The sequence below is a fragment of the Streptomyces sp. NPDC048643 genome, assembly GCF_040650615.1.
Lineage (GTDB): Bacteria > Actinomycetota > Actinomycetes > Streptomycetales > Streptomycetaceae > Streptomyces.
On record NZ_JBEZHO010000086.1, the window covers coordinates 1 to 19,276 of the forward strand.

Below are 19,276 nucleotides of genomic sequence, written 5' to 3' on the forward strand. Positions count from 1 at the left end.
GGCCACCTGGCCGCTGACGAGCGGATCTCTCCGCGGGGCGCCGCCGTGTCGTGTCTGGGTTCGCCGCCGTGTGCCAGACCGCGGTTCCCGTGGATCGCCACCACGGGCGCGGACCGGACGGACGGGTGCCACCCGGTGTCACGGACCGCCGAGTTCCGAGGCGTACGGCGGTTCCGCCCCCGCCCGCGAGCAGGTGATCGCCGCCGCGCGGGCCGCGAAGCGCAGGAGGTCGGTCCAGCCCTGCGGACCCAGCTCGGCGGTCGCCGCCGGGGACAGGGCGTCCCGGGCGGCCAGGCCGTGCAGCAGCGCCGCGTTCACGGTGTCACCCGCTCCGATGGTGTCCACGACCTCCACCGCCTCGCCGGGCACGGAGTGCACCGAGCCGTCCCGGGTGAAGGCGGTGAGACCGTCGCCGCCCCGGGTCACCACCACGGCCGCCGGGCCTGCGGCCAGCCACTCCCGGGGTGTGCCGCCGAGCCACGCGGCGTCCTCCTCGGACAGCTTCAGCAGGGACACCGAGGGCAGCCAGCTCAGGAACCGGGCGCGGTAGGCGTCCGGATCCGGGATCAGACCGGCGCGGATGTTCGGGTCGAGCGCGGTGAACACGCCCTGCGCGGCGGCCTTGCGCATCAGCTCCTCGTAGGCGCTCGCGCCCGGTTCCAGCACGAGGGAACAGGTACCGAAGGACACGGCCCGCGTGGCGTCGGGGAGCGCGGCGGGGGCCGAGAAGAGACGGTCCGCCGTGCCCTCGACATAGAAGGAGTACGCGGCCGAGCCGTCCGGGCCGATCGTGGCGGCGGCCAGCGTGGTCGGTTCGGCGCCGCGCTGCACGGACGACACGTCGACGCCCGCTCCGGTCAGCCCGTCCAGGAGCGCCTCGCCGAACGCGTCGCGCGAGACGCGGGAGCAGAAGGCGGTGGGGGAGCCGAGGCGGCCGAGCGCCACGGCCGTGTTGTAGGGGCCGCCGCCCAGACGTGGCAGCAGGCCCGCCAGGGCGCCCGCGCCCTGCGGCACCAGATCGATCAGGGCCTCACCGGCGACGACGATCACGACGCGGTTCCTTTCCTGGGGGCCTCATGGCTCGCGGGGAGCGTGGAGCGGTCGGGACAGCCGCACGAGGTGCGGTGGACGAAGGCGGCGGGCAGCCGCACGGTGCGGCTCTCACGCCCCGGCTCCGCCAGCCGCTCCAGGAGCAACTCGACGGCGCGGGCGCCGATCTCCCTGCTGGGCTGGGCGATCGCGGTGAGCCCGGGGCTGAACAGATCCGCCCAGGAGAAGTCGTCGAAACAGCAGAGGGCCAGGTCCTTCGGTACGGACAGTCCTCGTTCGCGCAGTGCCCGCAGTGCGCCGATGGTCATCGCGTTGTTGGCGGTGACGAGGGCGGTCGGCCGCGCCGTGAGGGACAGCAGCCGGTGGGTGGCACGCTCGGCCGTGTCCGCCTGGGACTCGCCGTGCGCGACGAGCCGTTCGTCGTAGGGGAGTCCGGCGTGGGCGAGGCCGAGCCGGTACCCCGTGATCCGCTCGGCCGTGGTGCTGAGGCCCGGCAGCCCGGCGACAAGGCCGATGTGCCGGTGCCCCCGTCCCGCGAGATGGGTGACGAGGGTCGTCACGGGCGCGGTGTTCTCGGTGCCGACCTGGTCGTGGCGGAAGTCGCTCCCGGCGGGGGAGCGCACCAGCCGGTCCAGGAACACGGTGGGTACGGCGTGTCGCCGGAGATAGCCCAGCAGGGCGTCCGGAGTCGCCGAGGGAGCGATGATCATGCCGTCCACACGCCGCTCGTGCAGCAGCTGGACCACCTTCCGCTCGTGCTCCGGGTCGTCGTGCGGATCGGCGATGAGCAGGCTGTAGCCGCTCTCCAGGGCGCGGGCCTCCACACCCTGCAGGATCTCCGTGAAGTACGGGTTGCTGATCGCCGAGACGGCGAGCCCGATGGACCGGGTGCGCGAGGTGACGAGCGAACGGGCCAGGGTGTTGGGCGTGTAGCCCAGTGCGTCGATGGCGTCGAGAACGGCCTGGCGTGTCTGCGGCAGCACCGGGCGGGTGTCGTTCAGGACGTGCGACACCGTCGCGATGGACACGCCCGCACGCCGGGCCACGTCGACCATCGTCGCCATGGCGTTCCCTCCCCGGGACCTGGTGGTTCGCGCCGTGGACGTCGCCGTCCCGCCGCCGACGGGCCGCCGTTCCGTCCGCGACCCGATGGTCCCGTGAGGTACGCAGCCTGCCGTCCGCCTGCGAAGCTATCCCATCCGGCGACACACGTAAACGCTTACGCAGGGGATCCGTGTGCGCGCTTCGGCCCGGGCGCGAGCGGGTGCGCGGGCGGGCGTAGCGCGATCACCCGGCGTCGGGCGGAACGATCTGTGCCGGTATCGTCGCCCTGCGACCCCCGTGTCACGCCGGGCGGAGCATCCGCGCAGTCACCGAAGAACCGCCTAGACCAGTGGAGATGCCATGCCGGGCCGTCCGTCCGCGAGCCGTCGCACCGTCCTGAGGGGAGCGGCGCTCACGCCGGTCGCCGGGCTCGGCCTCGCCGCGTGCTCCGGGGGTGGCGGCGGAGGGGGAGCGCCCGCGACACCGACCGCCCCGGTCGTGCTGGGCGCGGAGAGCGAGGTCGCCAAGGGCGGTGCCGAGCTGTACCAGGACCAGAAGGTCGTGGTCAGCCGTTCCGAGGACGGTTCGCTCAAGGCGTTCAGTTCGATCTGTACACACGCCGGATGCGCCATCAACAAGCTGGACGGCACGACACTCGTGTGCCCGTGCCACGGAAGCGAGTTCGACGCGCGGACGGGCAAGGTGTTGCGGGCGCCGGCCACCGAGCCGCTCAACGCGCTGTCCGTCGAGGCGAAGAACGGCAAGATCGTCGCCGGTCCGGAGGCCTGAGCGCCGGTCGGGAGACCTGAGCCGCCGCTCGGGAGACCCGGGCGGCGGAGGGACGCTTCGAGCCGCTGTCCACGGTCCTCGCCGAGCGGGGTCACGTCCCGAGGCGGTCACGTCCCGAGTGGGCGACCGCTCACTCCCAGTCCCACCCGATGCCCACGATCCCCGACCGGACCCGCGGTTCGACCAGGTGCACCGAGTGGTGGCGGCCGCTCAGCGTGAGCTCCTGGCGGCCGCTGCGCGGCGCCGCCGCCGAGTGCTGGGTGAAGCGATGGCAGCGCACGGGAAGCGCGTCCTCGGCGAAGTGCACCTGGAGCGCGTACTGGCCGCCGGCGAAGCCGAACCCGCGGACGTACTCGGTGGACGCCCCGGCTGTCCCGTCCTCGAAGCCGTAGCGGAAGAGAAACGTATCGCCTGCTCGGAGCCGGATATCGAAGAGGAGTTCGGCGACGAGGATCCCCGTGTCGTGGTGCCAGCGCACCCGGCCCGTACGGCAGTTCTCCAGGGCGCGGACCGCCGTGCTCTCCGGGGCGCATCCCGGGTCGCCGTGGTGGACGGCCACATAGCGGTCGACGCCGTCCTTGTGGGCGCGCACGATGTGCTGCGACTCGCGGCCGAGCAGTTCGCGACGGGCGCCGATGCGGACCCGCTCGTGATGGCCGATGGTGTGCAGACCGCCGTCGAGAGGGGACTCCAGCTCGGCGAGCAGCCGCTCCAGGACGCCGGACGCCTCCACCAGGGAGCGGTAGGAGCGGCCGGTGGGACGTTCCGGATCGGCGCGCTCCTCGGCCTTGGCCAGCAGGCGTATGAGGGACTCGTCCGGCAGCTGGAGTATCTCCTCCAGGGCGCGGACGGCCCGCAGGGACTCGGGGCGCTGCGGGCGCCGGGCGCCCTGCTGCCAGTAACTCAGGCTCGTCACCCCGACCTTGACCCCGTAGCGCGACAGATGGTGCTGGACGCGTTGCAACGGCAGGCCGCGCGCGGCGATCGCGGCACGCAGCGCGACATGGAACGGGCCACCGCGCAGGGCCGTGTCCAGTTCCGCCGTGCCGATGTCCGCGTGGTGTGTGCCGTGCCGCATGCAGGGGCCTTTCTGTCAATGTTCACTACGGCTGACCAGGCCGTTCGTGCGATGGTCGGGCCGCCTGGTGGGCGCGCGGGGACCGTTCACACGCGGGTTGCGCCGTTCACGCCCCAAGTTCCCCCGCATTGAAGCGTGTTGACCAAGTCCCGACAACACCTGATGCTCAACATGGCCGACCTCGGCCCCCGTAGGCGCTCCTTCCCCTCGACCCCAGCGGGAGCAACGCGATGCGCTCCGTACGACGACTCGCCGTTCTCGCCGTGGTGCTGGCCGCCGTCGGCGGCGCCCCGGCGGCGCACGCGGAGGGGCGCGCGGGCGTCCGTCACGACGCGCCGGCGTACGCGGAACGCGCGCACGGGCGCTCAGGGCCGGCCGGGACGGCCGCGGGCACCGCCGACGGGACCGGCGTCTCATCACGGCACGTCGCCGGCGACGTGCCGGGGCAGCACGGACGGACCGGGGACGAGAGTCCCCGCGGGGGCAGGAACGCGCGGACCGAGCGGACCGACCCCTTCGTCGTGGTCGCGTCGGCGGCGGCCGGAGCGGGAGCGCTCGTCGCGCTCTTCCTGAGCGTCTCGCGGGCCCTGCGCCGCCGCCGCGGCTGACGGACCCGCGGTCACCCCGGGAGGGCCGGCGACGCCCGGGAACAGCATCCCCGCACGCTGCCGTCGGCCGGGAGCCCGCCGCGCTGTCGGCGCACGCCAGTAGGGTGTGTGGCATGGCCGACCCCTCCAGCTACCGCCCCAAGCCGGGACAGATCCCGGACTCTCCCGGGGTGTACAAATTCCGCGACGAGCACCGCCGGGTGATCTACGTCGGAAAGGCGAAAAGTCTGCGCCAGCGCCTCGCGAGCTACTTCCAGGACCTGGCGAACCTGCACCCGCGCACCCGCACCATGGTCACCACCGCTGCGTCCGTGGAGTGGACGGTCGTGTCCACGGAGGTCGAGGCCCTCCAGCTGGAGTACTCCTGGATCAAGGAGTACGACCCCCGGTTCAACGTCAAGTACCGCGACGACAAGAGCTATCCCTACCTCGCGGTGACGATGAACGAGGAGTTCCCGCGCGTGCAGGTGATGCGCGGCCACAAGAAGAAGGGCGTGCGGTACTTCGGCCCCTACGGGCACGCGTGGGCCATCCGCGACACCGTGGACCTGCTGCTGCGGGTCTTCCCGGTCCGCACCTGCTCCGCCGGCGTCTTCAAGAACGCCGCCCGCACCGGCCGCCCCTGCCTCCTCGGCTACATCGGCAAATGCTCCGCCCCCTGCGTCGGACGGGTCTCGCCCGAGGAACACCGCGAGCTGGCCGAGGAGTTCTGCGACTTCATGGCCGGGCGCACCGGGACGTACATCCGCCGGCAGGAACAGCAGATGGCGGAAGCCGCCGAGGAGATGGAGTACGAGCGCGCGGCCCGGCTGCGCGACGACATCGAGGCCCTGAAGAAGGCCATGGAGAAGAGCGCGGTGGTGCTCGCCGACGCGACCGACGCGGACCTCATCGCCGTCGCCGAGGACGAGCTGGAAGCCGCCGTGCAGATCTTCCACGTACGCGGCGGACGCGTACGCGGCCAGCGCGGCTGGGTCACGGACAAGGTCGAGGCGGTGACCACCGGTGACCTCGTCGAACACGCGACCCAACAGCTCTACGGCGAGGAGACCGGCGACTCCGTCCCCAAGGAGGTGCTCGTCCCGGCCCTGCCCGATCCGGTGGAGCCCGTCCAGGAGTGGCTCACCGCGCGCCGCGGGTCGAACGTGTCGCTCCGCATCCCGCAGCGCGGCGACAAGAAGGCCCTCATGGAGACCGTGCAGCGCAACGCGCTCCAGGCCCTCGCCCTGCACAAGACCAAGCGCGCCTCCGACCTCACCACCCGCTCGCGGGCCCTGGAGGAGATCGCCGAGGCGCTCGACCTGGACAGCGCGCCCCTGCGGATCGAGTGCTACGACATCTCGCACCTCCAGGGCGACGACGTCGTGGCGTCCATGGTCGTCTTCGAGGACGGTCTCCAGCGCAAGAGCGAGTACCGGCGCTTCCAGATCAAGGGCTTCGCCGGTCAGGACGACATCCGGTCGATGCACGAGGTGATCACCCGCCGCTTCCGGCGCTACCTCGTCGAGAAGGAGAAGACGGGGGAGTGGACGGACGGCGAGGACACCTCCGCCGAGGCCTCCTTCTCCGTCGCCGGCTCCGAGCCCGGTGCCGACGCCGACGGGACCCCCGGGGGCGAGGTTCCCGAGATCACCTTCACCGAGGACGACGGCCGTCCCAAGCGCTTCGCCTACCCGCCGCAGCTCGTCGTCGTCGACGGCGGCCGGCCCCAGGTCGCCGCCGCCAAGAGGGCCCTCGACGAACTCGGCATCGACGACATCGCCGTCTGCGGGCTCGCCAAGCGCCTGGAGGAGGTGTGGCTGCCGGACGACGAGGACCCGGTGGTCCTGCCCCGCAGCAGCGAGGGCCTGTACCTCCTCCAGCGCGTCCGGGACGAGGCCCACCGCTTCGCGATCACCTACCAGCGCGCCAAGCGGGCCAAGCGCTTCAGGTCCGGCCCCCTGGACGACGTGCCCGGCCTCGGCGAGTCGCGCAAACAGGCACTGATCAAACACTTCGGCTCGGTGAAGAAGCTGCGTTCCGCGACGATCGACCAGATCTGCGAGGTTCCCGGCATAGGCCGAAAGACGGCGGAGACCATCGCCGTGGCCCTCGCCCAGGCGGCTCCCGCCGCACCCGCCGTGAACACGGCGACTGGAGAGATCATGGAAGACGACGAAGACGCGGCGCCCGCGACGACGGCGGGCCCCGTGGAGGAGTCCGTGACCGCGGGCGCCTCGGACGAACGACGGGGGCAGGAGACATGACCGAGAACGACGCGCACGAAGCGGAACGCCCGGCGCAGACGCAGGAAGACCACGGCGCGCCGGCCGAGGACCGAACAGAGCACGAAGCACCACAGGAAGACGGAGCACACGTGGGTACGGGCGCCGAGACGGCCACGACCGCGGTCCCGGACGGGGTCATCCCCGAACTGGTGATCATCTCCGGCATGTCCGGCGCCGGCCGGTCCACCGCGGCCAAGTGTCTGGAGGACCTCGGCTGGTTCGTCGTCGACAACCTGCCGCCCGCGCTGATCCCCACCATGGTGGAGCTCGGCGCCCGCTCCCAGGGCAACGTCGCGCGGATCGCCGTCGTCGTCGACGTGCGCGGCCGGCGCTTCTTCGACAACCTGCGCGAATCCCTCGCCGACCTGGAGGCGAAGCACGTCACCCGGCGCATCGTCTTCCTGGAGTCATCCGACGAGGCCCTGGTGCGCCGCTTCGAGTCCGTGCGCAGGCCGCACCCCCTGCAGGGCGACGGCCGCATCGTGGACGGCATCGCGGCCGAACGCGAACTGCTGCGCGAGCTGCGCGGCGACGCCGACCTGGTCATCGACACCTCCAGCCTGAACGTGCACGAACTGCGCGCCAAGATGGACGCCCAGTTCGCGGGCGACGAGGAGCCCGAGCTGCGGGCCACCGTCATGTCCTTCGGCTTCAAGTACGGCCTGCCGGTCGACGCCGACCTGGTCGTGGACATGCGCTTCCTGCCCAACCCGCACTGGGTCCCGGAACTGCGCCCCTTCACCGGCCTCAACGAAGAGGTCTCGGCGTACGTCTTCAACCAGCCCGGCGCCAAGGAGTTCCTCGACCGCTACACCGAGCTGCTCCAGCTCATCGCCGCCGGATACCGGCGCGAGGGCAAGCGCTACGTGACCATCGCCGTCGGCTGCACCGGCGGCAAGCACCGCTCGGTGGCGACCTCGGAGAAGCTCGCGGCCCGGCTCGCCTCCCAGGGCGTCGAGACCGTGATCGTGCACCGGGACATGGGGCGCGAGTGACCGGACGTGCTGTCTCCCGGCTGTACCGGCTGCGCCGGGAGACCCCCGGCGAGCGCGCCGGCCGGCCGGACGTGGCGCGCGGCGCCAAGCCGCGCCGCCGTGGCGCCCAGCCCAAGGTCGTCGCCCTCGGCGGCGGCATGGGCCTGTCCGCCTCGCTCGCCGCGCTGCGCAGGATCACCGGCGACCTCACCGCCGTCGTCACCGTGGCCGACGACGGCGGCTCCAGCGGGCGCCTGCGCGACGAACTGGGCGTCCTGCCCCCCGGCGACCTCCGCAAGGCGCTGGCGGCCCTGTGCGGCGACGACGACTGGGGCCAGACCTGGGCCCGCGTCATCCAGCACCGCTTCCAGTCCAAGGGCGACCTGCACGAACACGCGGTCGGCAATCTGCTGATCGTGGCCCTGTGGGAGCAGCTCGGCGACCATGTCCAGGCCCTCGACCTGGTCGGCAGGCTGCTGGGCGCGCACGGCCGGGTGCTGCCCATGTCCGCCGTGCCCCTGGAGCTCCAGGCCCTGGTCAGGGGGCACGACCCGGACCGGCCCGAGGACGTCGACACCGTGCGGGGCCAGGCGACCGTGGCGCTCACCCCGGGCGAGGTCCAGTCCGTGCAGGTCGTGCCGCACGACCCGCCGGCCGTGCCCGAGGCCGTCGCCGCCGTCCTCGACGCCGACTGGGTGGTCCTCGGCCCCGGCTCCTGGTTCTCCTCGGTGATCCCGCACCTGCTGGTGCCCGAGCTCCTCGACGCCCTCATCCAGACGAAGGCGCGCCGGGTACTCTCCCTTAACCTCGCTCCGCAGCCCGGAGAAACCGAAGGCTTCTCCCCGCAGCGTCATTTGGAGGTTTTGGGACGACACGCCCCTAAACTCGCCCTGGACGTGGTGCTGGCCGACGAGGCCGCCGTGCCCGACCGCGACTCTCTCGCCGACGCCGCCAAGCGGCTCGGCGCCGCGGTCGAGCTGGCGCCGGTGGCCCGGACCGACGGATCTCCGCGGCACGACCCGGAGCTGTTGGCCGCCGCGTACGACCGTATTTTTCGGATGCATGGAAGGATCGGCCCATGGCGATGACGGCAGCGGTGAAGGATGAGATTTCCCGGCTTCCCGTCACCCGGACCTGCTGCAGAAAGGCGGAGGTCTCCGCCATTCTGCGGTTCGCCGGCGGCCTTCACCTGGTGAGCGGCCGGATCGTGATCGAGGCGGAGCTGGACACCGCCATGGCGGCGCGCCGCCTGAAGCGGGACATTCTCGAGATCTTCGGCCACAGCTCCGAACTGATCGTGATGGCGCCCGGCGGACTGCGCCGCGGCTCGCGCTACGTCGTGCGCGTCGTCGCGGGCGGCGACCAGCTGGCCCGCCAGACCGGGCTCGTGGACGGCCGTGGCCGTCCCATCCGCGGCCTGCCGCCGCAGGTGGTCTCGGGGGCCACCTGCGACGCCGAGGCGGCCTGGCGCGGGGCGTTCCTGGCGCACGGCTCCCTCACGGAGCCCGGACGTTCCTCCTCCCTGGAGGTGACCTGCCCGGGCCCGGAGGCCGCGCTCGCGCTGGTCGGCGCCGCCCGCCGGCTGTCCATCGCGGCGAAGGCCCGTGAGGTGCGCGGCGTGGACCGCGTCGTCGTCCGTGACGGGGACGCGATCGGCGCCCTGCTGACCCGCCTCGGCGCGCACGAGTCGGTGCTGGCCTGGGAGGAGCGCCGGATGCGCCGCGAGGTGCGCGCCACGGCGAACCGGCTGGCCAACTTCGACGACGCCAACCTGCGCCGCTCGGCACGGGCGGCCGTCGCCGCCGGGGCCCGGGTGCAGCGCGCCCTGGAGATCCTCGCCGACGAGGTGCCGGAGCACCTCGCGGCCGCCGGACGGCTGCGCATGGAGCACAAGCAGGCATCCCTGGAGGAGCTGGGCGCTCTCGCCGACCCGCCGCTGACCAAGGACGCCGTCGCGGGCCGGATCCGCCGGCTGCTGGCCATGGCCGACAAGCGGGCGCAGGACCTCGGCATCCCCGGGACCGAGTCGAACCTCTCCGACGAGATGGCCGACAACCTCGCGGTCTGACCTGACGGAAGCTCAACACGCCGGTGCCGACGCCCGCTTGGGACGTCGGCGCCGACGTTTGTGCACTCTTGAGGCGCTCTTGACTTGACCATGAACTGTCATGAGCCTGGCATCTGTTCGCTGCTGTGGCGGACCATCGCAAGGGGGGCTCATGAGACGAAGAGCGAGCGCGATCCTCGCTACCGGCGCGCTCCTGCTGGGCGGCGCCGCCGTGGCGCCGATCGCCCAGGCGCAGAACGGCAGTTCGCCCGGGCCCGACGCGAACGCCGTCAAGGTGTTCCGCGCCGAGGTCACGAAACAGCAGGTACCCCTGCTGCTCGCGGCCGGTCAGGACGGACACGAACTCGGCGACGCCACCTGGAAGAACGGGAAGAGCACGGTCGAGGTCTACGTCACCGACCGGCAGGCCCGGAAGCTGGAGAAACAGGGCGTCGACCTCACCGAACACACGCTTTCCGCCAAGGCCGAGAACCGTGTCGCCGACGCCGCGCAGGGGGTGTTCCGCCCGTACAGCGGGAAGGGCAACCTCCAGGAGGAGATCACCAGAACGGGTGAGGCCAACCCCGGTCTCACCAAGGTCGTCTCCATCGGCAAGACCCTCGGCGGCCAGGACATCCTCGCGCTCAAGCTGACCAAGGGCGCGAAGAAGACCAGGGACGGCGCCAAGCCGTCGGTGCTGTACATGTCCAACCAGCACGCACGCGAGTGGATCACCCCCGAGATGACCCGGCGGCTGATGCACTACTACCTCGACAACTACGCGACCGACCGGCGCGTCAGGAAGATCGTCGACTCGACCGAACTGTGGTTCGTGCTGTCCGCCAACCCCGACGGCTACGACTACACGTTCCAGGACGAGGACACCCGTCAGTGGCGCAAGAACCTGCGGGACGTCAACGGCGACGGCGTCATCTCCACCGGTGACGGTGTCGACCTCAACCGCAACTTCGCCTACAAGTGGGGCTACGACGACGAGGGGTCGTCCCCGAACCCCACCGGCGAGACCTACCGCGGCGCGAGCCCCGGTTCCGAGCCCGAGACCAAGGCCCTCGACGCCTTCGAGAAGCGCGTCGGCTTCACGTACGGCATCAACTACCACTCCGCCGCCGAACTGCTCCTCTACGGAGTCGGCTGGCAGGTGGCGACGCCGTCCCCGGACGACGTGCTCTACAGGGCGCTCGCCGGCACCCCCGAGAACTCGGCGATCCCCGGCTACCATCCGCAGGTCTCCTCGGAGCTGTACACCACCAACGGCGAGGCGGACGGACACGCCGGCAACGTCAACGGCACGGCGATGTTCACCCCCGAGATGTCGACCTGCCAGACCGCGTCGGACCTCGACCCGGACGACGCCTGGAACGCGGCCGACTGCGCCTCGGTCTTCACCTTCCCGGACGACGAGAAACTGATCCGGCAGGAATTCGAGAAGAACGTCCCGTTCGCGCTCTCCGTGGCCGAGACCGCGGCCCACCCGGACCGGCCGTCCTCCTCGGTCGGCCTCGACGCCCCCGACTTCACCCCCGCCGCCTTCGCCACGTCGTACTCCCGCGGCGCCGACCAGGAGGTCTCCGTCGTCGCCCGCAGATCGGTGCGCGACAAGGAGCTGAAGTACCGCGTCGACGGCGGCCGCACCCGTGACATGGCGCTCAAGCCCTGGAAGGGCGGCGAGACGTACGGCGGCGACGACAACCTCTACTTCGACGAGTACCGCGCCAAGGTCAAGGACGGCGACCCGGGCGACAAGGTCGAGGTCTGGTTCACCGGCGAGACCAGGAGCGGGAAACCCACCTCCGGTCCGCACTTCACCTACACCGTCGCCGACCGGCCGCGCGCCGACGTCCTCGTCGTCGCCGAGGAGGGCGCCACCGCCACCCAGGCCCAGACGTACGTCGACGCGCTGAAGGCCAACGGAAAGAAGGCCCTCGTCTGGGACGTCGCCACCCAGGGCGCGCCCGACGCGCTCGGCGTCCTCGGCCACTTCGACACCGTCGTCCACTACACCGGCGCCCCGCGCCCCGGCAACGCCACCCAGCTCCAGCTGCGCGCCTTCCTCAACGAGGGCGGCAAGCTGGTCGAGGCGGGCGAGCAGGCCGGCGGCAGCGTCGACCTCGGCGGCGGCACCCTCTCGAACGACTTCAGCCAGTACTACCTCGGCGCCTACTCCCGCACGTCCACCCCGGGCGCCAACGGCTTCACCGGCTCGGGCCGGCTCGCCGGCGCCACCGGAGCGCTCGGCGACACGCCGGGCAACCCGCTGAACGCGGCGGGCACGTACAGCGTCACCTCGGACTCGCTGTCCGCCGCGCAGTACCCGCAGTTCGCCACCAGCGCGGGAGCGGGCCAGTTCGCCGGGACCGTCAACCCGTACGGGCCCTACGCGGGCTCCTTCATGGCCGCCGCCGTGCACACCGACGACGCCTACAAGCGCCTCACCCGCACCGTCGACCTCACCGGTGTCTCCGCCGCGGACCGGCCGACGCTGCGCTCCCAGCTCCTGTGGGACACCGAGCCCGGCTACGACCACGCGGTCGTCGAGGTCCACACGACGGGCGCCGACGACTGGACCACGCTCCCGGAGGCGGGCGGCGCCACCTCGGCCACCGTTCCCGCCGAGTGCGAGGCCGGCTTCCTCGCACGGGAGCACCCGTGGATCCGGCACTACCTCACCGTGGACGCGTCCGGCTGCGCCGCCACCGGCACCAGCGGCGCCTGGAACAGCCTCACCGGCGCCTCCAGCGGCTGGCAGCAGGTCTCCTTCGACCTGAGCGCGTACGCGGGCCGGTCGATCGAGGTGTCGTTCAGCTACATCAGTGACCCGAGCGCGGGCGGCCACGGCCTCCTCGTCGACGACGCCTCCCTCGTCGTCGGCGGCACCGCCACCGCGACGGAGGGCTTCGAGACGTCCTTCGGCCCCTGGGCCGTCGCCGGACCGCCCCCGGGCAGCCCGGCCGTCCTGCGGGACTGGACGCGCACCGGAGAGCTGTTCAAGACGTACGGGGCGGTCACCACCCGCGACACCGTGCTCCTCGGTTTCGGCCTGGAGCACCTCACCGCGGCGGCCGACCGTGCGGCCCTGATCGGAAAGGCCCTCTCCGCACTAAGGCGCTGACTCTGCGTGACAAACGCGTGAACAGCGCGGGTGGTCCGTACCCCTACTGGCGGGTACGGACCGCCCTGCCGTGTATGGCCCTACTCGATGTCACTCCGTGGGCCTCAGGGAGGTAGGGTCGTAGGCGGTCGGGGACATCCCATACAACTCGCCGACATCTGAGTCGGCGCGTACCTAACGAGGAGATCGGTTCGTGACGATCCGCGTAGGCATCAACGGCTTTGGCCGCATCGGTCGTAACTACTTCCGCGCGCTGCTGGAGCAGGGTGCTGACATCGAGATCGTGGCTGTCAACGACCTGGGTGACACCGCGACCACCGCTCACCTGCTCAAGTACGACACCATCCTGGGCCGCCTCAAGGCCGAGGTGTCGCACACCGCCGACACGATCACCGTCGACGGCCACACCATCAAGGTCCTGTCCGAGCGCAACCCCGCGGACATCCCGTGGGGCGACCTCGGTGTCGACATCGTCATCGAGTCGACGGGCATCTTCACGAAGAAGGCCGACGCCGAGAAGCACATCGCCGGCGGCGCCAAGAAGGTCCTCATCTCGGCTCCGGCCAAGGACGAGGACATCACCATCGTGATGGGCGTCAACCAGGACAAGTACGACGCGTCGAAGCACAACATCATCTCCAACGCCTCCTGCACCACCAACTGTGTGGCGCCGATGGCCAAGGTTCTCGACGAGAACTTCGGCATCGTCAAGGGCCTGATGACGACGGTCCACGCGTACACGAACGACCAGCGCATCCTGGACTTCCCGCACTCGGACCTGCGCCGCGCCCGCGCCGCCGCCGAGAACATCATCCCGACCACGACCGGTGCCGCGAAGGCCACCGCCCTGGTCCTCCCGCAGCTCAAGGGCAAGCTGGACGGCATCGCGATGCGCGTCCCGGTCCCGACCGGCTCGGCCACCGACCTCGTCGTGACCCTCCAGCGCGAGGTCACCAAGGACGAGGTCAACGCCGCGTTCAAGAAGGCCTCCGAGGACGGCGACCTCAAGGGTTACCTGACGTACACCGAGGACCCGATCGTCTCCTCGGACATCGTCGGCGACCCGGCGTCCTGCACCTTCGACTCCTCCCTGACCATGGTCCAGGAGGGCACCTCGGTGAAGATCCTCGGCTGGTACGACAACGAGTGGGGCTACTCCAACCGCCTCGTCGACCTCACGGTCTTCGTCGGCGGCCAGCTCTAAGTCCCGGAGCAGGCACCTCGATGTGAGACAGGGCCCGGGCAGCGCAGAGCCGCGCTGTCCGGGCCCTGTGCCACGTACCGATCGATCCGCCCTCCCGGATCCGAAGAGCCTTCCTAGGAGACCTTTCATGAAGACGATCGACGAACTTCTCGCCGAGGGCGTGGACGGAAAGCGGGTCTTCGTCCGCGCCGACCTCAACGTGCCGCTGGCCGACGGACTCATCACCGACGACGGCCGCATCCGCGCCGTCCTGCCCACCGTCAAGGCGCTCGCCGACGCGGGCGCCAAGGTGATCGTGGCCTCGCACCTGGGCCGCCCCAAGGGCGCCCCGGACCCGGCGTTCTCCCTGCTGCAGCCCGCCGAGCGCCTCGGTGAACTGCTGGGCGCCCCCGTGGCGTTCGCGCAGGACACGGTCGGCCCCGCCGCCCACGACGCCGTGAACGGCCTGGAGCCCGGCCAGGTCGCGGTCATCGAGAACCTCCGCTTCAACCCCGGCGAGACGTCCAAGGACGACGCCGAGCGCGGCGAGTTCGCCGACCGGCTCGCGGCCCTGGCCGACGTCTACGTGGGTGACGGCTTCGGCGCCGTGCACCGCAAGCACGCCTCCGTGTACGACCTCCCGGCCCGCCTGCCGCACTACGCCGGCTACCTCATCGCCACCGAGGTCGGCGTCCTGAAGAAGCTCACCGAGGACGTCCGGCGCCCCTACGTGGTCGTGCTCGGCGGCTCCAAGGTCTCCGACAAGCTGGCCGTCATCGACCAGCTGCTCGGCAAGGCCGACAAGCTCCTCGTCGGCGGCGGCATGGTCTTCACCTTCCTCAAGGCCAAGGGCTACGAGGTCGGCACCTCGCTGCTCCAGGAGGACCAGATCCCGGTCGTCCAGGAGTACATCGAGCGCGCCGAGAAGAACGGCGTCGAGCTGGTTCTTCCCGTCGACGTCGTGGTGGCCCCGGAGTTCCCGGACCTGAAGACGAAGGCCCCCTCCAGCCCCAGCACCGTCGCCGCGGACGCCATCCCGGCCGACCAGCTCGGTCTCGATATCGGCCCCGAGTCCCGCAAGCTGTACGCCTCGAAGCTCGCCGACGCGGCCACCGTCTTCTGGAACGGCCCGATGGGCGTCTTCGAGCACCCCGACTACGCCGAGGGCACCAGGGCGGTCGCCCAGGCACTGCTCGACTCCCCGGCCTTCACGGTCGTCGGCGGTGGCGACTCCGCCGCGGCCGTCCGCATCCTGGGCTTCGACGAAAACGCATTCGGCCACATCTCGACCGGTGGCGGCGCCTCCCTCGAATACCTCGAGGGCAAGACGCTCCCCGGCCTCGCCGCACTGGAGGACTGACCTACATGAGCACGCGCACGCCGCTGATGGCGGGCAACTGGAAGATGAACCTCAACCACCTCGAGGCCATCGCGCACGTCCAGAAGCTCGCCTTCGCCCTGGCGGACAAGGACTACGAGGCCTGCGAGGTCGCCGTCCTGCCGCCCTTCACCGACCTGCGCTCCGTGCAGACCCTGGTCGACGGCGACAAGCTCAAGATCAAGTACGGCGCCCAGGACATCTCGGCGCACGACTCCGGTGCCTACACCGGCGAGATCTCCGGCTCGATGCTGGCCAAGCTGAAGTGCACGTACGTGGCCATCGGCCACTCCGAGCGCCGCCAGTACCACGCCGAGACGGACGAGATCGTGAACGCCAAGGTCAAGGCCGCCTACAAGCACGGTCTGACCCCGATCCTGTGCGTCGGCGAGGAACTGGACGTCCGCGAGGCGGGCAACCACGTCGCCCACACGCTGTCGCAGGTCGAGGGCGGTCTCAAGGACCTCCCGGCCGAGCAGGCCGAGTCCGTCGTGATCGCGTACGAGCCCGTCTGGGCCATCGGCACCGGCAAGGTCTGCGGCGCCGACGACGCCCAGGAGGTCTGCGCCGCGATCCGCGCCAAGCTGGCCGAGCTGTACTCCCAGGAGCTGGCCGACAAGGTCCGTATCCAGTACGGCGGCTCGGTGAAGTCCGGGAACGTCGCCGAGATCATGGCGAAGCCCGACATCGACGGCGCTCTGGTCGGTGGCGCGTCGCTCGACGCCGAAGAGTTCGTCAAGATCGCCCGGTTCCGCGACCAGTAAGTATGCGGTAGCGGCGATTCGTCGTACCCTTGCGGGGGTCTGGTGCCCAGGCACCGGGCCCCCGTCGTCCATCCAGTTCCGAGGAAGTTGGTCCAGCCGTGGTTTTGGGGTTCTCGATCGCCCTGATCGTCTTCAGCCTGCTGCTGATGCTGCTCGTGCTGATGCACAAGGGAAAGGGCGGCGGCCTCTCCGACATGTTCGGTGGCGGCATGCAGTCGTCCGTCGGTGGTTCCTCGGTCGCCGAGCGCAACCTCGACCGCATCACCGTGGTGCTCGGCGTTCTCTGGTTCGCGTGCATCGTCGTGCTCGGCGTCCTCATGAAGATCAACAACTGATCGCCCGCCGACAACGGTACGCAGCACAACTGCACATAACGCAAGCACATTCCGCACGTAAGGCCCCATGTCCGGTACGCGCCCCCAAGCGCCGCCTATCATGGGGCTTGCGTCTAGGGGTGGGGATGTAACGCCAATCACTGGACGCGCGTTGGGCCGTACGTAGACTGAGGCGCTCGCAGCGAAGCGTCACGCCGACTCGCTTCGCGGCACCATCACGCAGGGAGTTACGACCGTGGCAAGTGGCAACGCGATCCGAGGAAGCCGGGTCGGGGCGGGGCCGATGGGCGAGGCCGAGCGCGGCGAGTCCGCGCCGCGGCTGCGCATCTCCTTCTGGTGCTCCAACGGGCATGAGACGCAGCCCAGCTTCGCCAGCGACGCGCAGGTCCCCGACACCTGGGACTGCCCGCGCTGCGGCTTCCCCGCCGGACAGGACCGGGACAATCCGCCGGACCCGCCGCGCACCGAGCCGTACAAGACGCACCTCGCGTACGTACGGGAGCGGCGCAGCGACGCGGACGGCGAGGCGATCCTCGCCGAGGCGCTCGCCAAACTGCGGGGCGAGATTTAGAAGTTGACAACCGGCCGGGCACCCAGGTGCCTGGCCGGAGCCGTTTCCCGACGGCCCGCCGGCCGGGGCCCCGCCCCGTCGCCGGCCCTCTGCATGCCCGAATCCCCTGGTGGGACCCGGTTGACAGTGCCGCCCTCTACGGTTCGTGAAGTGGCCGGACCGGAGGGGGCGTTGTGGCGGCGGCGGAGATGACGGGAGCGGCGGCACCCGCGTGGCGCGGGGGATTCGGGCGACTGTGGAGCGCGGCCGTGGTGTCGCGCTTCGGGGACGCCCTGCGCACGGCCACGCTGCCGCTGATCGCCGTCGGGCTCAGCGACGATCCGTTCGTCATCGCCTCCGTCACGGCCTGCGGCTATCTGCCGTGGCTGCTGTTCGGACTGCTCGGCGGGGCGCTCGCCGACCGGGTGGACCAGCGGCGCGCCATGTGGGCCGTCGACACCGTGCGCGGAGCCCTGGTCGCCTGTTTCGCTCTGGCCGTCGGACTCGGACACGCGTCGATCGGGCTGCTCATCGCCCTCGCCTTCACTCTGACGACCCTCCAGACCCTCTTCGACAACGCGTCCACCGCTCTGCTCCCGTCCCTGGTGGACCGCGCGGCGCTCGGCAGCGCCAACGCACGGCTGATGACCGGGCAGCAGCTCGCCGGCGGCCTGCTCGCGAGCCCCCTGGTGCCGCTGCTGCTGACCGCCGGAGCCGCCCTGCCGTTCGCGGCCGACGCCACCTCCTACCTGCTCGCGGCAGCGCTGGTCGCCTCCCTGCGCGTCCAGGGGCCCGAGCGGACGCCGCGGCCGGACGGCAGCACGCTGCGCAGGGAGGTGGCCGAGGGACTGCGCACCCTGTGGGGCGACCGGGTCCTGCGGGCGACCTGCACGGCCACCCTGCTGTGCAACGTCGGCATGGGCGCGCTGATCGGCACCCTGGTCCTGCACGTGACGCGCTGGCTGCACGCGGGGAACGCGGGATACGCGGCGGCGATGACGGCGTACGCGGCGGGCAGCCTCTGCGGCGGTTTCGTCGCCCAGCGTGTCGCCCGCCTGTTCGGGCGGGCCCGCGCCCTGCTGCTGGGCGGGACGGTGCAGACGATCTCGCTCGTGGTCATGGGCACGGTCCGCCGAATGGACGCGCTCGTCCTGGCCATGCTGCTGATGGGCCTGATGAACATGGTGTGGAACGTCAACCAGGTCACGCTGATGCAGCAGCGCAGTCCCGCCGCCATGGTGGGGCGCGTCAGCTCGGCGTTCCGCACCGCCTCGACCTCGGGCGCTCCGCTCGGTGCCCTGCTCGGCGGCGCCGCCGCGACGGTCTGCGGACTGAACGGACCGGCCTTGTTCGCGGCGGTTCTCTTCGCTCTCGCCGTCATCTCGCTGATACCCGCGGTCCAGCGGGACGTATCTGTTGTTGAGCCGGAGGACGGCGTGACGACAGCTCACGTCCAGTCCTGATCAATTAGGTTGGAACCGGCAGCGGGGCAAGGCAGGCAAGCGCACACGCAGGAAGAAGGCGGAAGTCCCAGATGAACGCAGACAGCCGTACCCGGCTCAACCAGACACCCGAGTGGACCGCTCTCGCCAAGCACCGCGAGGACCTCGCGGACACCCACCTGCGGGACTTGTTCGCCGCCGACCCCGGGCGCGGCTCCGGCTACACGCTCCAGGTCGGCGATCTGCACATCGACTACTCCAAGCACCTGGTCGACGACCGGACGCTGGGCCTGCTGCGCGAGCTGGCCTCCGCGACGGGTGTGTTCGGGTTGCGGGACGCGATGTTCCGGGGCGAGAAGATCAACACGACGGAGGACCGGGCGGTGCTGCACACCGCGTTGCGGGCGCCGGCCGACGCGGTCGTGGAGGTCGACGGCGAGAACGTCGTGCCGGGCGTGCACGCGGTGCTCGACAAGATGGCCGGGTTCGCGGGGCGGGTGCGGTCGGGTGAGTGGACCGGTCACACCGGGCGGCCGATCCGTAATGTGGTGAACATCGGTATCGGTGGTTCGGACCTGGGTCCGGCGATGGCCTACGAGGTGTTGCGTCCGTTCACCGACCGTGGTCTGACGGTGCG

16 protein-coding genes and 1 pseudogene are annotated in these 19,276 nt (G+C 71.1%); 14 read left to right on the forward strand and 3 right to left on the reverse strand.

Annotated elements, in window-relative coordinates; all coding sequences use genetic code 11:
* Positions 1–138 precede the first annotated feature (138 nt).
* Entirely contained in the window at positions 139–1,050 is a 912-nt protein-coding gene (locus AB0C62_RS41010; protein ID WP_362982239.1) for a carbohydrate kinase, read from the reverse strand.
* The gene (locus AB0C62_RS41015; protein ID WP_362982241.1) at positions 1,047–2,114 is read right to left on the reverse strand and encodes a LacI family DNA-binding transcriptional regulator; all 1,068 of its coding nucleotides are present in this window, start codon (positions 2,112–2,114) and stop codon (positions 1,047–1,049) included. The genes AB0C62_RS41010 and AB0C62_RS41015 overlap by 4 nt, the downstream gene beginning before the upstream one ends.
* Before the next feature lie 340 nt (positions 2,115–2,454).
* Here AB0C62_RS41015 and AB0C62_RS41020 point away from each other — a divergent pair, with 340 nt between their 5' ends.
* Positions 2,455–2,883, forward strand: coding sequence for a Rieske (2Fe-2S) protein (locus AB0C62_RS41020; protein ID WP_362982243.1), 429 nt, complete (start codon positions 2,455–2,457; stop codon positions 2,881–2,883).
* A gap of 130 nt (positions 2,884–3,013) precedes the next feature.
* On the opposite strand, the gene AB0C62_RS41025 is transcribed toward AB0C62_RS41020, so the two are convergent.
* Positions 3,014–3,961, reverse strand: coding sequence for a hypothetical protein (locus tag AB0C62_RS41025; protein WP_362982245.1), 948 nt, complete (start codon positions 3,959–3,961; stop codon positions 3,014–3,016).
* A gap of 230 nt (positions 3,962–4,191) precedes the next feature.
* Here AB0C62_RS41025 and AB0C62_RS41030 point away from each other — a divergent pair, with 230 nt between their 5' ends.
* The 13 genes and pseudogenes from AB0C62_RS41030 to AB0C62_RS41090 form a co-directional block, all read left to right on the forward strand.
* The gene (locus AB0C62_RS41030; protein WP_362982247.1) at positions 4,192–4,569 is read left to right on the forward strand and encodes a hypothetical protein; all 378 of its coding nucleotides are present in this window, start codon (positions 4,192–4,194) and stop codon (positions 4,567–4,569) included.
* A 113-nt stretch (positions 4,570–4,682) separates the two neighbouring features.
* Positions 4,683–6,815 carry an excinuclease ABC subunit UvrC gene (gene uvrC, locus AB0C62_RS41035; protein WP_362982249.1) on the forward strand — a complete coding sequence of 711 codons (2,133 nt, stop codon included), beginning with the start codon at positions 4,683–4,685 and terminating at the stop codon, positions 6,813–6,815.
* The gene (gene rapZ, locus AB0C62_RS41040; protein WP_362982251.1) at positions 6,812–7,831 is read left to right on the forward strand and encodes an RNase adapter RapZ; all 1,020 of its coding nucleotides are present in this window, start codon (positions 6,812–6,814) and stop codon (positions 7,829–7,831) included. Before uvrC ends, rapZ begins: the two co-directional genes overlap by 4 nt.
* A complete protein-coding gene (gene yvcK / locus AB0C62_RS41045; RefSeq protein WP_362982253.1) occupies positions 7,828–8,898 on the forward strand; it encodes a uridine diphosphate-N-acetylglucosamine-binding protein YvcK in 1,071 nt (356 codons plus the stop codon). The genes rapZ and yvcK overlap by 4 nt, the downstream gene beginning before the upstream one ends.
* On the forward strand, positions 8,889–9,878 hold the full coding sequence (gene whiA, locus AB0C62_RS41050) for a DNA-binding protein WhiA (RefSeq protein WP_081223786.1): 990 nt from the start codon (positions 8,889–8,891) through the stop codon (positions 9,876–9,878). Before yvcK ends, whiA begins: the two co-directional genes overlap by 10 nt.
* A gap of 151 nt (positions 9,879–10,029) precedes the next feature.
* The gene (locus AB0C62_RS41055) at positions 10,030–12,987 is read left to right on the forward strand and encodes a M14 family zinc carboxypeptidase (protein WP_362982255.1); all 2,958 of its coding nucleotides are present in this window, start codon (positions 10,030–10,032) and stop codon (positions 12,985–12,987) included.
* Positions 12,988–13,180: 193 nt separating this feature from the next.
* Complete coding sequence (gene gap / locus AB0C62_RS41060; protein WP_362982257.1) at positions 13,181–14,191, forward strand: type I glyceraldehyde-3-phosphate dehydrogenase; 1,011 nt, start codon at positions 13,181–13,183, stop codon at positions 14,189–14,191.
* A gap of 127 nt (positions 14,192–14,318) precedes the next feature.
* The gene (locus AB0C62_RS41065; RefSeq protein WP_362982259.1) at positions 14,319–15,530 is read left to right on the forward strand and encodes a phosphoglycerate kinase; all 1,212 of its coding nucleotides are present in this window, start codon (positions 14,319–14,321) and stop codon (positions 15,528–15,530) included.
* A 5-nt stretch (positions 15,531–15,535) separates the two neighbouring features.
* Complete coding sequence (gene tpiA / locus AB0C62_RS41070) at positions 15,536–16,312, forward strand: triose-phosphate isomerase (RefSeq protein ID WP_362982261.1); 777 nt, start codon at positions 15,536–15,538, stop codon at positions 16,310–16,312.
* A gap of 98 nt (positions 16,313–16,410) precedes the next feature.
* A complete protein-coding gene (secG, locus tag AB0C62_RS41075; RefSeq protein ID WP_107482916.1) occupies positions 16,411–16,647 on the forward strand; it encodes a preprotein translocase subunit SecG in 237 nt (78 codons plus the stop codon).
* A gap of 235 nt (positions 16,648–16,882) precedes the next feature.
* Positions 16,883–17,218, forward strand: a complete 336-nt coding sequence (locus AB0C62_RS41080; RefSeq protein ID WP_003957010.1) for an RNA polymerase-binding protein RbpA — start codon at positions 16,883–16,885, stop codon at positions 17,216–17,218.
* A 188-nt stretch (positions 17,219–17,406) separates the two neighbouring features.
* Positions 17,407–18,660 carry an MFS transporter gene (locus AB0C62_RS41085; protein ID WP_362982263.1) on the forward strand — a complete coding sequence of 418 codons (1,254 nt, stop codon included), beginning with the start codon at positions 17,407–17,409 and terminating at the stop codon, positions 18,658–18,660.
* 71 nt (positions 18,661–18,731) lie between these two features.
* A pseudogene (locus AB0C62_RS41090) lies at positions 18,732–19,276 on the forward strand (glucose-6-phosphate isomerase); the annotation flags it as partial.

Bases quoted from the DNA above. Each gene is read 5' to 3' on its own strand.
- uvrC (WP_362982249.1), top strand. From the start codon at position 4,683: ATGGCCGACCCCTCCAGCTACCGCCCCAAGCCGGGACAGATCCCGGAC.
- tpiA (WP_362982261.1), top strand. From the start codon at position 15,536: ATGAGCACGCGCACGCCGCTGATGGCGGGCAACTGGAAGATGAACCTC.
- AB0C62_RS41025 (WP_362982245.1), bottom strand. From the start codon at position 3,961: ATGCGGCACGGCACACACCACGCGGACATCGGCACGGCGGAACTGGAC.
- rapZ (WP_362982251.1), top strand. From the start codon at position 6,812: ATGACCGAGAACGACGCGCACGAAGCGGAACGCCCGGCGCAGACGCAG.
- AB0C62_RS41015 (WP_362982241.1), bottom strand. From the start codon at position 2,114: ATGGCGACGATGGTCGACGTGGCCCGGCGTGCGGGCGTGTCCATCGCG.
- AB0C62_RS41020 (WP_362982243.1), top strand. From the start codon at position 2,455: ATGCCGGGCCGTCCGTCCGCGAGCCGTCGCACCGTCCTGAGGGGAGCG.
- whiA (WP_081223786.1), top strand. From the start codon at position 8,889: ATGGCGATGACGGCAGCGGTGAAGGATGAGATTTCCCGGCTTCCCGTC.
- AB0C62_RS41030 (WP_362982247.1), top strand. From the start codon at position 4,192: ATGCGCTCCGTACGACGACTCGCCGTTCTCGCCGTGGTGCTGGCCGCC.
- AB0C62_RS41085 (WP_362982263.1), top strand. From the start codon at position 17,407: ATGACGGGAGCGGCGGCACCCGCGTGGCGCGGGGGATTCGGGCGACTG.
- AB0C62_RS41065 (WP_362982259.1), top strand. From the start codon at position 14,319: ATGAAGACGATCGACGAACTTCTCGCCGAGGGCGTGGACGGAAAGCGG.
- AB0C62_RS41055 (WP_362982255.1), top strand. From the start codon at position 10,030: ATGAGACGAAGAGCGAGCGCGATCCTCGCTACCGGCGCGCTCCTGCTG.